Source organism: Aquirhabdus parva (assembly GCF_003351745.1).
GTDB classification, from domain to species: Bacteria; Pseudomonadota; Gammaproteobacteria; order Pseudomonadales; family Moraxellaceae; genus Aquirhabdus; species Aquirhabdus parva.
Window position 1 is genome coordinate 631,713 of record NZ_CP031222.1, and the last position, 12,619, is coordinate 644,331.

Below are 12,619 nucleotides of genomic sequence, written 5' to 3' on the forward strand. Positions count from 1 at the left end.
TTATTTTTTGATGGGAGTGGGCATCTTGCTCACTCCCATTTTTTATACCTTAGCCTTTAATCATCCTTGCCGCTTTCTCAGCAAAGTACGTCAAAATACCATCGGCACCGGCACGGCGGAAACCGATCAGGGATTCCAAGATCACTGCTTCGGATAACCAGCCATTTTGGATCGCAGCCATATGCATGGCGTATTCACCACTGACTTGGTAGGCGAAGGTCGGCACACCAAACTGATCCTTCACTTCACGAACCAAGTCCAAGTAAGGTTGGCCCGGTTTCACCATGACCATGTCAGCGCCTTCTTGTAAATCTAAGGCAACTTCATGCAGCGCTTCTAGGCGATTGCCATAGTCCATCTGATAGTTCTTTTTATTGCCCCCTTTCAGGTTTGCTGCGCTTCCGACTGCATCACGGAAGGGTCCGTAGTAGTTAGAGGCAAACTTTGCTGAGTAAGCCATGATCGAGGTATGGATGTAGCCATGGCTCTCTAGGGCATTGCGGATTGCACCGATACGTCCATCCATCATATCACTCGGGGCGACAATATCCACGCCAGCCTCAGCATGGCTTAATGCCTGTTTAACCAGAACTTCAACGGTGGCGTCATTTAAGACATAGCCATCGGCATCGGTGAGGCCATCCTGACCACTTAAGGTGTACGGATCAAGCGCGCCATCACTGATCAGGACCATCTCAGGCAGTTCTTTTTTCAAGGTACGAATTGTGGTTTGGACGAGCCCATCTTCGCGCCACGCGGCTTCAGCGCCTGCACTTTTATCTTCCTGTGGAGTCACGGGAAATAAAGCCAGTTTGGTCACGCCAAGGCTGAGCAAGGTTTCGGCTTTTTGCAGCAGAAGATCAACTGAGAGTCGATCAACCTCTGGCATACTGTGAATGGCTTGGCGCTGATTGTGTCCCGGTAATACAAAAACCGGTGCAATAAGATGCTGGGGGAGTAATGTGGTTTCGCAGACCATAGCGCGAATATGGTCATGTTTACGCAAGCGACGTAAGCGAGTGGCGGGGAAAGCTGCGCGATTAAACGTACGAGTCATGCTATTACACTGTTTTCACATTAATATAGCCGCTTATTTTAAACCTGATTCGTGTTGCTCGGGAAGATTGATTGATGGCAGATGTTGATAAACTCGCAAAGACAGATTCTAAACTATCTGGTAAAGATTTGATTAATCAGCCGAAAGACGTTATTGACTCCAACAAATCTACTACAGAGACTTCTGTTGCAGCAGAGCATTGGACCGGTGGGATGAAACTCGTGCCGGATGCCTCTGGTGAGATTCCGCGTGAAGTGGTGTTTAAACAGTTATGCAAGGCTTTTAATAAATCGCCTTTCTTTAAGCATTGCGGCATGAAGATGCGTGTGGAAGATGGCGTGATCAAAGGTTTTGTGGACATGGATGCCAATTTGGTTGGGAATGTCGCTTTTCAAATTTTGCATGGTGGTGTCGCGGCAACGATCCTAGACAGTATTGGTGGAATCGTAGCGATGGGGGAGATCTATTTAAGTGGCAAAGGTGAGCTGGTCGATCGTATCCGCCAAGTGACACGCCTTGCCACATCGGATATGCGCGTGGATTATCTGGCGCCGGGACGCGGCAAGTATTTTGTTGCGACTGCAGAAGCGCTGCGTATGGGGCGTAAGGGTTGTACCATGCGGATGAACTTGCATAACGATGAGAACAAGCTGATCTCAACCGCGATTGCGACCTATGTCTATTGAGTTGCTGCGCATTGATGCGATTGAGCTTATCACCCATTCTGCTTTTGCTTGCCGAGCGGAATGCGGTGCATGCTGTATCGCACCAAGTATCAGTAGTCCAATCCCCGGTATGCCGCTAGGCAAACCTGCCGGGGTACGTTGTGTGCAGTTGAATCACTTGAACCAGTGCCAGATTTTTGGTTTGGCGAGTCGTCCGCTTGTTTGTTCATCCCTGATGCCTTCATTAGAAATGTGTGGTCATGTCCATGCCGATGCATTTAATTATTTAGAGCACCTAGAAAACGCCACACGTCCTTAAACGCTCAGAAAAATCCCATGCCATTGCCATTCGCGGTTCACTATTAGATTCAGCGCATAACCATTATTAAGCGGCCTTCGTACTCAAAACATCCTGATAATGCTATCGTCCAGACCAATGAATAGAGTCTGATCACATCCCCTTCGCACCGTGTTCTTACACCTGATTGTTCAGATTCTTCTCTTTTCAAATACTCTTGAGTCCATCCTCTTTGGAACGTCCCTATGATCCGTCCCTGTTTTCGAGCTAAGCCGCTATCTCAACTGATTGCTTCGGTGTTGTTGATGTCACTTGGACATCTGACGCAAGCCGCGACCATTGATCTGCGTGTGCTTGAGACGACCGACTTACATACCAACATGATGGATTTTGATTATTACAAAGATAAATCCACGGATCGTTTTGGATTGGTACGTACCGCGAGTCTGATTCATACAGCGCGCGCTGAGGTTGCCAACAGTGTCTTGGTCGATAATGGTGATCTATTGCAAGGCAGCCCACTCGGCGACTATATGGCCAAAAAAGGGCTCAAACAAGGCGATATTCATCCCGTTTATAAAGCGATGAATACACTGGATTACGCGATAGGTAATCTCGGTAACCATGATTTTAACTATGGTCTGGACTATTTAAAGACAGCCATTGCCGGTGCTAATTTTCCTTACGTCAATGCCAATATCATTGATGTGAAAACGGGTAAAACGATGTTTCAACCGTATCGAATCATTGATACACCAGTCAAAGACCACGATGGCAAAATACAAACCCTGCGTATTGGCTATATTGGTTTTGTGCCTCCCCAGATTATGACGTGGGACAAAGTAAATTTGACAGGCAAAATCACCGTCAACGATATTACGCAGACGGCGCAAAAGTACGTACCCGAGATGCGTGCCAAAGGTGCGGATCTCATCATTGCGATCCCACACTCAGGATTATCCAGTGAGCCTTATCAGGCACTGGCGGAAAATTCTGCGTATTACTTAAGTCAGGTGAAAGGCATAGACGCCATTTTGTTTGGTCATGCACATGCAGTATTCCCTAGCAAAGATTTTGAGTCGATCAAAGGTGCAGACATCCAGCAAGGAACCTTAAATGGCATTCCTGCCGTAATGCCGGGAATGTGGGGCGATCACTTAGGCGTCGTTGATTTTGTGATCAGTAATGACAGCGGTCATTGGCAGGTTGCAAAGTCCAAGGCCGAGGCGCGACCGATTTATGACACGGTGACTAAAAAGTCTCTTGCTGCAGAAGACCCCAAACTGGTTCAAGTTCTGGCTGATGATCATCAAGCAACCCGTGATTTTGTCAGTCAGCCAATTGGTAAGTCAGCGGGGAATATGTATAGCTATCTGGCATTGGTTCAAGACGATCCCACCGTGCAAATCGTGAATAATGCTCAGCGGGCTTATACCGAGCATTTTATCCAAGGTGATCCTGACTTGGCGAAGATTCCTGTACTTTCAGTCGTGGCGCCTTTTAAAGCAGGTGGACGAAAGAATGATCCGGCCAGTTATGTCGAAGTGGAAAAAGGGCAATTGACCTTCCGTAATGCTTCAGACCTCTATCTTTACCCCAATACTTTGGTCGTGCTGAAAGTCACTGGTGCTGAGGTAAAAGACTGGCTAGAGTGCTCAGCAGGCATGTTTAATCAAATCGACGTGAACAGCGATAAACCCCAATCCTTGATGAATTGGGATGGATTTCGCAGTTATAACTTTGATGTGATGGATGGTGTTCATTATCAGATTGATGTGACCCAGCCTGCACGTTTTGATGGTGAGTGTGCTTTGATCCACCCCGATGCGCATCGCATCACCCAGCTCACTTATCACGGCAAAGCAGTGGATCCCCAAGCCACATTTTTAGTCGTAACTAATAACTATCGTGCTTATGGCGGTAAGTTTGCGGGGACAGGGGAGAGTCATATCGCCTTTGCATCGCCTGATGAGAGCCGTGCCATTCTCGCCGCGTATATAGGTTCAGAGACCAAAGCCCATGGGCAAGTGACACCTACGACAGACAATAATTGGCGTTTGGCGAAGATTAAGAGCAAGCATTCGCTTGATATTCGCTTTGAGACTTCCGCCAGTGACAAAGCAAAAAGCTTTATCCATGACCATGCCCAATACCCCGTCAAAGCAATGGGCACCGATGATCTAGGATTTGAGATTTATCAGATTGATTTACAGCAATAAGCATTGGTCTTTATCACCCCACGTCTTGATCACAAGAAGGGGGTGATGTTAAACCACTCAACGTCAGTCGATGTTAAACGCTAGAATTTTTGCGAGAGCAACGTCAAGTTTAGCTTTGAGTTCTGGGCTTGCGACTGTCATCGGTAAGCGTACATTATCTTGGATCAGCCCCATAATGCTGAGTGCCGCTTTAACAGGTGCGGGATTGGGCTCTGAAAAGAGCAAATGAATGAAGGGCTGCAAGGCATCATTAATCTGTCGTGCTTTGACCAAATTCCCTTCACCAATCAACTCATGCATTTTTTTATATAGATCGGGCCGGATATGTGCGGCGGCTGAGATCGCGCCTTGTCCTCCCAAGCAGGAACAGACAAAAATAATGCTGTCTTCACCGCTTAGGATATTTAAGGACGTATGACTGATTTGATCATTCAGTTGACTGATATCGCCATTACCACTTTCTTTGACGGCAACAAACTGTGGGTTACGGCTCAAGTGCTGTAGGGTTGCTAATTCAATATTCACACCCGTGCGATAGGGAATGTTGTAGATGGCGATGGGCAGATCAGTTGCGGCAGCGGCAGCTTCAAAGTGATGAATGATGCCTTGTTGTGACGGGCGGACATAAGCCGGTGCGCTCATCAGAAATCCTGAAATCTCAAAATGATTGCTATAGTGTTTGATATTTTTCGCAACTTCTACGGTATCACTTCCGCTAATCCCGACCATGACCGGGACCTGATCTTTAACCGTATCCAGCACGACTTTAAGCAGTTCGTTGTGTTCAGCATGGGTCAGTGTTGCTGACTCGCCCGTGGTTGCACCTACGATGAGACCATCGATGCCTTGATTGATCAGGTGGATGACGAGTTTTTTAACCGCTTCTAGATCAAGTCGATTATCTTGCCCGTGAAAAGGGGTTACGAGCGGAATCCATATGCCTTGAAATCGATTTATTAGTGCCGTCATGTGTTACTCCAGTGATAGAGGGTTGTTAAAAACACCACGTCGCAATTGCCACACACGAATGTGCTGCGCAACTTGATCTAGAAGTCGCCGTGAGATTTGAAACTGTAGGAGTAGTGGATAAGGATGTCATTGTTATCATTGCCCCGACAGATTCTCATCTGACGGGACAGTTCCCCCGTTAGACGAGAAACCGTTTCTTAGACTTATGGCTCAAAAGCGAGAAGCTTGTATATCCTGAATGCGCCATTGCATACACAGCCGAACCCAATACCCTTGCGGAGCAGGATAAGAACGCGCTGTGATGTGAATTAGGCATATAAATCAAAATACATAAGGGGTGATGAGTCTTGAGTGTACTTTGAGATTATTCATCATGACAAGAGGGGATCAGATGGATGGGTGCAATTTTTATGACATTTTTAGATGGGATGACTTTTGATAGATACTCTTTGGGCACAAGGCTAAGTCACTCAAATAAAAAAACCGCCTCAACGGTGAGACGGTTTCTTAATTTTTTAAGCATTTAAGCCATTAGAAGCGATAAGTTCCGCCGACGCTGAAGCCGTAATCATCATTGCCCAGAGTCTGGCCTGCATTCACACCGGCTTGCAGACTCACGTTTTCTGCAAGGAATTTACGTGCATTGATGCCCACAGAATAGCTGTCATCAAAGTGATCTTCAGTGCGCAGGTTATATGACGCGCCTACGCTCAATGTACGATCGAGGTAGTAGTCACCAGAAATGCCGTAGCTGTCTGAGTGATCACCAATACGGACATTTCCTTCCAAATTGACATCGTTGCTACCAAGTTTGGTCAGATATTTTGCACGAATCGTTGGGTCAGTATCATTGTCATGCTGGTTGTAAGTTCCGACTACACCGATCGCAATGAGCAAGTCGCTGATGGGTAATAAACCGACTTCAACGCCATATGTCCCATCATTTGAGCCATGACCTTGAAATTTTGGACGGTCAATATTTGCAGACGCGTAAAAGTTGCTGTTCGGAATGTAATACTCGCCAGCGATGTTGAAGTTTTGAACATCTAAGCCGTGGTCGCTATTGCTATAGCTATAGCCTGCAGAAACGTTACTCGCACGTTGGCTAAATGCAGCTTCAGCCAATGGGCCATTTTGGGTATGAACTTGATCAAAATAATAAGTTGCGCTACCACCAAAGATACTGGTTTCAATACTTGAGCCAGGAGCATCAATATTGCTGTATCCAACACCACCATTTAATTCAACTTGGTAGGCATGCGCTGCGTTTAGGGACAGAGTCGCGATAAACGCCGTTAATAATAATTTTTTCATCAATTTCTCCTAGAGGATCGTCGTTGTGCAATCCAGAAATACATCATTTGTTACAATTAAATGGTATTTAGTGTTTCAAAGTTTGTCAAATCTCATGACAGTTTTATGACATGAGAATGAAAAATTAGTCCACCTAGGATGATGAAAAATATAAATTAAAAGGAATTGTTGCAGGTTTGTGCATTCGGCTTTGCTTGACAGCAGCCGAAAAATGCAATAACGCAGGCGGAATATCTAGCTTCTTGCGCGAGCTACAGCACGATGCCAACGCTCCAAATGACTGGCGCGCGTGACTGAATCCATCGATGGTTCGAAGCGTCGTTCAAGCTGCCAAAGTCCAGATAACTCATCGACAGATTTAAAAATTCCTGCGCCCAGACCTGCCATCAGAGCTGCGCCGAGAGCGGTGGTTTCTCGCACCACAGGACGGAGCACAGGAACACCCAATAAGTCGGCTTGGAACTGCATCAGCATGTCATTGCCGCTTGCTCCACCATCCACACGCAGCTCGGTAAGTGGGCCGTGCGCGTCATGCTGCATGGCGGTAAGGACGTCTGCGACCTGAAAGGCAATCGCTTCAAGGGCTGCGCGTGCGATATGAAAACGATTGGTGCCACGGGTCATGCCGGTGATCATCCCACGGGCTTCGCTATCCCAGTAGGGTGCTCCAAGCCCAGTAAATGCCGGCACCAGAACCACGCCATCACAATCGGGGACTTGGCTTGCGAGTTTCTCCACATCACTGCTATCGCGGATGATGTTTAGCCCATCACGTAGCCACTGAACGATTGCGCCAGCCATAAATACACTGCCTTCCAAGGCGTAGTGGGTGGTTTGATCTGGGGTTTGCCATGCCAGCGTGGAGAGGAGTTGATTTTGGCTGATCTGGACTTGAGGACCGGTATTCATCAGCATAAAGCAGCCCGTGCCATAGGTATTTTTAGCCATGCCTTGCTTAAAGCAGCTTTGACCAAACAGCGCCGCTTGTTGGTCACCGAGTGCGGCTGTCAGCGGGATACGTCGTCCGAGTAATCCATCTGCCGTCTCACCAATCAGTCCACCCGAAGGTACAATCTCGGGGAGCAGAGCGCGGGGGATATTAAACAGTTCTAGCAGTTCGTCATCCCATTGCCGAGTATGTAAATTCATGAGCAGGGTGCGTGAGGCATTACTCATGTCGATCACATGACGCGCACCGCGTGTCAGGTTCCAAAGTAGCCAAGAGTCCACGGTTCCAAACGCCAGTTCCCCGCGCTGAGCCTGTTCGCGGGCTTTGGGAATATGATCAAGCAACCAGACCAGTTTTCCAGCGCTAAAGTAAGGGTCAAGTCGTAATCCTGTTTTTTGTTGCACCAGTGGTTCATGTCCCGCGAGGCGTAGACTCTCACACCATTCTGCTGTGCGTCGGTCTTGCCAGACGATGGCGGGTGCGATGGGCTGTCCGGTTTTCTTATTCCAGATGATCGTGGTTTCGCGCTGATTGGTCAGGCCGATGGCGGCGATATCTTGGGCAAGTAACCCTGCCTTGACGATGGCTTGCTGTGCAACGCCGATCTGGGTTTGCCAGAGCTCTAGTGCGTTTTGTTCCACCCAGCCGGCATGGGGAGTGCTGAGTGTAATCTCACGTTGCGCGGATGCCATGACATTGCCCTGATCATTAAAAACGATAGCGCGGCTTGAGGTTGTTCCCTGATCGAGGGCGAGGAGGTAGGTCATGCGGGTCATCCTTGAGGCTTATGTTTTTAACGAGCGCTTACATGGCAGCCTAACAAAAAGCGTTAACTTCTGCTATAGTAGCGGGCTATTGGGGATGTTCTGGCTTCGACGCTGGTTGTGAAACTCTTCGATGCATGTCGAGAGCGCATTATCTCTCGTAAATCAATTTTGCATTTTAATAGTCGCAAACGACGAAACCTACGCACTCGCAGCCTAAGGGCTGAGAATCGCCGCTATTGAATGTCTGTGGTCGATAGCCGCGAGCGCATGCACACAGAACCGCACACTGGGATGTCCCGTATCAGTGTGTCAACTCTAGGGAATCGCGGTAACACCCCTGTCTGTCGGGTCGGTTATTGTTAAACTAAATGACAAGTACTAAACATGTAGACTCACGAGCGTAGTGCTGGCGGACGCGGGTTCAACTCCCGCCATCTCCACCAATTCAATGAAACCGCATGTTCACACATGCATTTGTATCATCAAAAGAAAACCCGCCTAGTGCGGGTTTTCTTTTGTCTCTATGAAATCTTCCAACTCATTATTCCCTTCTCTACACTTAAACCACTATTCCATCCTACAGACTAGTGCTTTTGACTACTATTATAGTTTGCGGGTTTTAACAGAGACTGTGCGAAGAGAGTCCAATTGGTGTGATTGTAAGACGGATATCAATTTAGCTATAGATGCTAACTGCGCGGAAGCTTGAGCATAACTTTCCTTACTTGGTTTTTTTCCATAGCATTAAAAGGTTCTATCTAAGTGCTATTTTTCGCGGACGGCATTCTACATTGTATTATTCAAGATTCAAGCAATTTCGCCTAATTTAGCAACTGCTAATTAAAGTTAGCGCTTGCTATAGATTTAAGTATAAGTTTGCTTATATCGCAAAATAGAGCCATTCCAAGGGGTGTTTTACACATTTTGTTTGTTTTTCTACTACGCAACAACTTGATACAATTATTGGTGAAAGAAATCTAGGGCTCATTGGTCAAAAATCTGTCAGCAATTTGCGATTGCTGTAGGGAGATAAAATTAAAATAATTATCTGGAAGTACTTGTTATTAAATACTTTAATATCTAACGTTTGAGTAAGATATAACTGACCTGATGAAGCTTTGCTTTAATTTCTAAGAATTTTTTTATTGAATGCCAATTTTCATGAATGCTTTTACTACTGCCGTTCATATATGAATCATGGTATAAAAGTCGCTGTTACGTATCTGTATGAGTTTTCAGCATTACAGATAGTAATAACCCGTTTGAAGTGTAGAGACTTCAAACGGGTGAATTTACTAAAACCTGCTCCTCGCCAAAGGACCATCAAAAGTAAGGAAAACCAACTAGAGATGTAAGACAGGCTTTTGCGTCATTAGGAATACCTAATATCGCAATTGCGATAATACACAGATTGAACCACTGGTTCAAAAGTTAAATCCCTTTAACGTAGGTGTTAACTAAAGTTAAAGTTGTTTAACCGATTTATACCTATGAGGTATTTTTTACTTTAGTAGAATTTAGCTCGTTAAACCAGAGGTTTAGTAGGTATACCTACATGTTCCCTTTTGTTATTCACTAGTGAATAATTAAATGTAACAATTTGTTTGTATTGCGATGAAAAAGCTTTTTGATATCGTTTGAGGCTGTATGACTTTATCAATTGCTCTAGTTAGTAATGTTCCAGTTTTTGATCGTCCTCCTTAAGTCTTTTTAAAAAGGAGGTCGAAATGACCACTTCTGTTTTACTTAGCCTATCTACTTTATGTACTAAACTAGATACCACTCCCAACGGCATACGTAGTATTTCACTTCGCGATCCATCGTTTCCCAGAGCAATAAAAATGGGGACTACTCGACAGGCGCGGGTATTTTATGATGCCGCTGAAATTGATAATTGGCTGGAGTCCAAAAAGCGTGCTCGCGAGCAATGCTTTAATTTTCACGCTAGTAATTTGAATGCTTTGCTAAGGCGACAGTTCGAACTTAAATACTTACAGTTTATTCAGGTTAGCAATGCAGTCAGTCATGCAGGACGGCTACTAAGTATAGGTGGTAAGCAACTCAAGCCAAGATTAAGGCGAGAATTGATGGAGCTAGAAAGGTACTTGCAACTTTCACTATCATTTGAATTAATCTGAGAACTACTATTTATTTGTATTTAAAAAAGAAAATCCGCCTAGTGCGGATTTTCTTTTGTTTGTTCTTTTTCCCATCAAATAAGAGAAACCTATGAGCGGTTCAGTACTTAAGTCTTTGGACATCTCTAGAAAAGTTACCCCCAAACCCTGCGGGTAAGGGTGTGGATAAAAATGAGTGGAACGCGTGGAACTATTGAGATCGTTGATTTGTAATTAAGTGACTATTTTGTATGCAGTTATTCTTTTTAAATTTTAACGATCAATCCTCCTGATCGTGATTGAGTGGTCAAAGTGTGAGAGCCTCATGGTCAATTCCGCCATGTTATCGCTCAGGGTGAGTCGATTATAGTAAAACGATTCATCCGTAGAGAACTCCTGATGCTCAGTGTACAAGCACGATTAGCGCGCCATTTCCTTGATCTCAAATTTAAAAAAAGCAAAACCCGTGATCACCATCCTTTAACGTCCCGAAAAAGCCTTGCCCAAGGGATGAAGCACATGCCCGTGCCCAAAGGGATCAAGGTCATTCAAACCCATATTGGTCAGGTTCCCGTAGAGATTATTCGCGATTGGTCAACGACCAAAAGCTCAAGGGCGATGATGTATATCCACGGTGGCGGTTATCTCTCGGGTAGTCCAGAGACCCATCGGGCATTTACTGCGCGGCTCGCAATAGAACTGCAATGCGAAGTCTGGGTGCCAGATTATCGCTTGGCACCAGAGCATCCTTTTCCCGCAGGGTTGCATGATGTCGCGGAAGTCTGGGAAGCCTTTATCAAGAAGCAAAACGATAAGACTATCATTCTAGGCGGAGAATCCGCAGGCGGTGGATTAAGCCTTGCGCTGTGTTATCTCGCCCGCGAGCGTGGTTTACGCTTACCTGATCAGTTGTATTTGCTATCGCCTTGGCTTGATATTCGTATGGCGGGAGAGAGTTACAAGCGTAATGACGGGCGGGACATTTTGGTCAGTTCCTATTATGCAGAGCACGGATTTGCCAGACACTATGCGGGAACGCATGCGCGCACTGATCCTCTCATGTCGCCTTTGCTGGGTGATCCGACAGATTTACCGCCGACCTATGTACAGGTATCCGACACCGAAATATTCGAAGACGACAGTCGAAGCTTTGTTGAGACGGCGCGTAAGGCTGGGGTGAATGTTACCTTTGAGGTGGGGCGGGGTCTATGGCACGCGTGGCCTTTGTTTGCGCCATTCATTCCAGAGTCCAATCAGGCAATCAAACGTTTTGGGAAATGGGTGAAGCACTTTTAAATAAGAACGAGTCGGGAGTCCCACCAAAAATCTGTGGAAGTTACCCACATAGCCTGCGGGTAAGGGTGTGGATAAAATTGAGTGGAACACGTGGAACTATTGAAATAATTGATGATGCTATAAGTGTATATTTTGTATACAGTTATTGATGTCTGACTTGTTGAACTGTAAATAACGTCAACTTCAAGAAAATGGATGTTCACATCGACAAAAGAAAACCCGCTTGGCGCGGGTCTTCTTTTGTCTGCATGATGAGATTTATATCAGCGCTAAAACCTTCACTTGGTTTGCAAGTAAGCCTTGATCATCTCATGCGCTTGCGTCTTATGCGCTTGTTGCCACTCGGGCGCTAGTAAGTCAGTATCAAACATATACGATAGGGTATAAGCATTGGATTTATGAAAAACGCTTAAGCTCACCAGCGTTGTATACAAGTGCAGCGGATTGATGTTGGGTCGGATCGTATGATTCTCTTCCCCACGTTTGATGAGCTGACCCAGAATATCGAGGATCGGAAAGGACATCTCTTGAATCCGCTTGGACTGTTTGAGATAGATCGCCTTGTTCAGATTCTCAGATTGCAGGAGACTTTGCAGGTCTTTATTGCGTGCAAAATGGGCTTCGGTAAAGTCATAGAGTTTAAGGATGCCTAATACGGGATCAATATTGTGCACGTCTAGATTGAGCTTAAACTCATCATCGCGCAGCTCACTCAGGACATATTCCAAGACTTCGATATAAAGCTGCTCTTTACTCACAAAATAATGATAGATCATACGAATATTGATATCCGCAATACGCGCAATCGCTTCGACCCGTACACCGCTATATCCTTTTTCAGCAAACTCGCGCACAGCGGTTTGCAGGATGCGATCACGGGTTACTTGTGCATTTCTATTGGGTAGTTTGCCACCATCCACCTCGGCTACATCAGCGGAGGTATATTGTTTGTTCATTGCAGGCTACCT

General features: G+C 45.9%; 10 protein-coding genes and 1 other RNA gene. 6 read left to right on the top strand and 5 right to left on the bottom strand.

Translation table 11 applies throughout. From position 1 onward, the window contains the following. Nucleotides 1-49: 49 nt before the first annotated feature. Nucleotides 50-1,057, bottom strand: a complete 1,008-nt coding sequence (gene hemB, locus HYN46_RS02840) for a porphobilinogen synthase (protein ID WP_114898017.1) — start codon at nucleotides 1,055-1,057, stop codon at nucleotides 50-52. 212 nt (nucleotides 1,058-1,269) lie between these two features. On the opposite strand from hemB, the gene HYN46_RS02845 reads away from it, so the two are divergent. The 3 genes from HYN46_RS02845 to HYN46_RS02855 all read left to right on the top strand — a co-directional run bounded on the left by HYN46_RS02845 (nucleotide 1,270) and on the right by HYN46_RS02855 (nucleotide 4,239). Next, nucleotides 1,270-1,743, top strand: a complete 474-nt coding sequence (locus tag HYN46_RS02845; RefSeq protein ID WP_114900546.1) for a thioesterase family protein — start codon at nucleotides 1,270-1,272, stop codon at nucleotides 1,741-1,743. Further along, nucleotides 1,733-2,041, top strand: coding sequence for a YkgJ family cysteine cluster protein (locus tag HYN46_RS02850; protein ID WP_114898018.1), 309 nt, complete (start codon nucleotides 1,733-1,735; stop codon nucleotides 2,039-2,041). The genes HYN46_RS02845 and HYN46_RS02850 overlap by 11 nt, the downstream gene beginning before the upstream one ends. Before the next feature lie 224 nt (nucleotides 2,042-2,265). Beyond that, nucleotides 2,266-4,239 carry a bifunctional 2',3'-cyclic-nucleotide 2'-phosphodiesterase/3'-nucleotidase gene (locus HYN46_RS02855; protein ID WP_114898019.1) on the top strand — a complete coding sequence of 658 codons (1,974 nt, stop codon included), beginning with the start codon at nucleotides 2,266-2,268 and terminating at the stop codon, nucleotides 4,237-4,239. A 63-nt stretch (nucleotides 4,240-4,302) separates the two neighbouring features. Here the strand turns inward: HYN46_RS02855 and dapA are convergent, their stop codons facing one another. The 3 genes from dapA to glpK form a co-directional block, all read right to left on the bottom strand. Further along, entirely contained in the window at nucleotides 4,303-5,208 is a 906-nt protein-coding gene (dapA, locus tag HYN46_RS02860; RefSeq protein ID WP_114898020.1) for a 4-hydroxy-tetrahydrodipicolinate synthase, read from the bottom strand. A 531-nt stretch (nucleotides 5,209-5,739) separates the two neighbouring features. Next, nucleotides 5,740-6,522: a putative porin gene (locus HYN46_RS02865; RefSeq protein ID WP_114898021.1), complete on the bottom strand. Its 783-nt coding sequence runs from the start codon at nucleotides 6,520-6,522 to the stop codon at nucleotides 5,740-5,742. Nucleotides 6,523-6,756: 234 nt separating this feature from the next. Beyond that, nucleotides 6,757-8,238, bottom strand: a complete 1,482-nt coding sequence (gene glpK, locus HYN46_RS02870) for a glycerol kinase GlpK (RefSeq protein WP_114898022.1) — start codon at nucleotides 8,236-8,238, stop codon at nucleotides 6,757-6,759. 90 nt (nucleotides 8,239-8,328) lie between these two features. Here glpK and ssrA point away from each other — a divergent pair. The 3 genes from ssrA (at nucleotide 8,329) to HYN46_RS02885 (ending at nucleotide 11,651) form a co-directional block, all read left to right on the top strand. Continuing rightward, nucleotides 8,329-8,681, top strand: a transfer-messenger RNA (tmRNA) gene (ssrA, locus tag HYN46_RS02875). A 1,284-nt stretch (nucleotides 8,682-9,965) separates the two neighbouring features. Beyond that, nucleotides 9,966-10,376, top strand: coding sequence for a helix-turn-helix transcriptional regulator (locus HYN46_RS02880; protein ID WP_114898023.1), 411 nt, complete (start codon nucleotides 9,966-9,968; stop codon nucleotides 10,374-10,376). A gap of 378 nt (nucleotides 10,377-10,754) precedes the next feature. Continuing rightward, a complete protein-coding gene (locus HYN46_RS02885) occupies nucleotides 10,755-11,651 on the top strand; it encodes an alpha/beta hydrolase (RefSeq protein ID WP_114898024.1) in 897 nt (298 codons plus the stop codon). Nucleotides 11,652-11,929: 278 nt separating this feature from the next. On the opposite strand, the gene HYN46_RS02890 is transcribed toward HYN46_RS02885, so the two are convergent. Continuing rightward, on the bottom strand, nucleotides 11,930-12,607 hold the full coding sequence (locus tag HYN46_RS02890) for a TetR/AcrR family transcriptional regulator (RefSeq protein ID WP_114898025.1): 678 nt from the start codon (nucleotides 12,605-12,607) through the stop codon (nucleotides 11,930-11,932). Between the last annotated feature and the right edge of the window lie 12 nt (nucleotides 12,608-12,619).

Bases quoted from the DNA above. Each gene is read 5' to 3' on its own strand.
- HYN46_RS02885 (WP_114898024.1), top strand. From the start codon at position 10,755: ATGCTCAGTGTACAAGCACGATTAGCGCGCCATTTCCTTGATCTCAAA.
- glpK (WP_114898022.1), bottom strand. From the start codon at position 8,238: ATGACCTACCTCCTCGCCCTCGATCAGGGAACAACCTCAAGCCGCGCT.
- HYN46_RS02850 (WP_114898018.1), top strand. From the start codon at position 1,733: ATGTCTATTGAGTTGCTGCGCATTGATGCGATTGAGCTTATCACCCAT.
- HYN46_RS02880 (WP_114898023.1), top strand. From the start codon at position 9,966: ATGACCACTTCTGTTTTACTTAGCCTATCTACTTTATGTACTAAACTA.
- HYN46_RS02890 (WP_114898025.1), bottom strand. From the start codon at position 12,607: ATGAACAAACAATATACCTCCGCTGATGTAGCCGAGGTGGATGGTGGC.
- HYN46_RS02855 (WP_114898019.1), top strand. From the start codon at position 2,266: ATGATCCGTCCCTGTTTTCGAGCTAAGCCGCTATCTCAACTGATTGCT.
- dapA (WP_114898020.1), bottom strand. From the start codon at position 5,208: ATGACGGCACTAATAAATCGATTTCAAGGCATATGGATTCCGCTCGTA.
- HYN46_RS02865 (WP_114898021.1), bottom strand. From the start codon at position 6,522: ATGAAAAAATTATTATTAACGGCGTTTATCGCGACTCTGTCCCTAAAC.
- HYN46_RS02845 (WP_114900546.1), top strand. From the start codon at position 1,270: ATGAAACTCGTGCCGGATGCCTCTGGTGAGATTCCGCGTGAAGTGGTG.
- hemB (WP_114898017.1), bottom strand. From the start codon at position 1,057: ATGACTCGTACGTTTAATCGCGCAGCTTTCCCCGCCACTCGCTTACGT.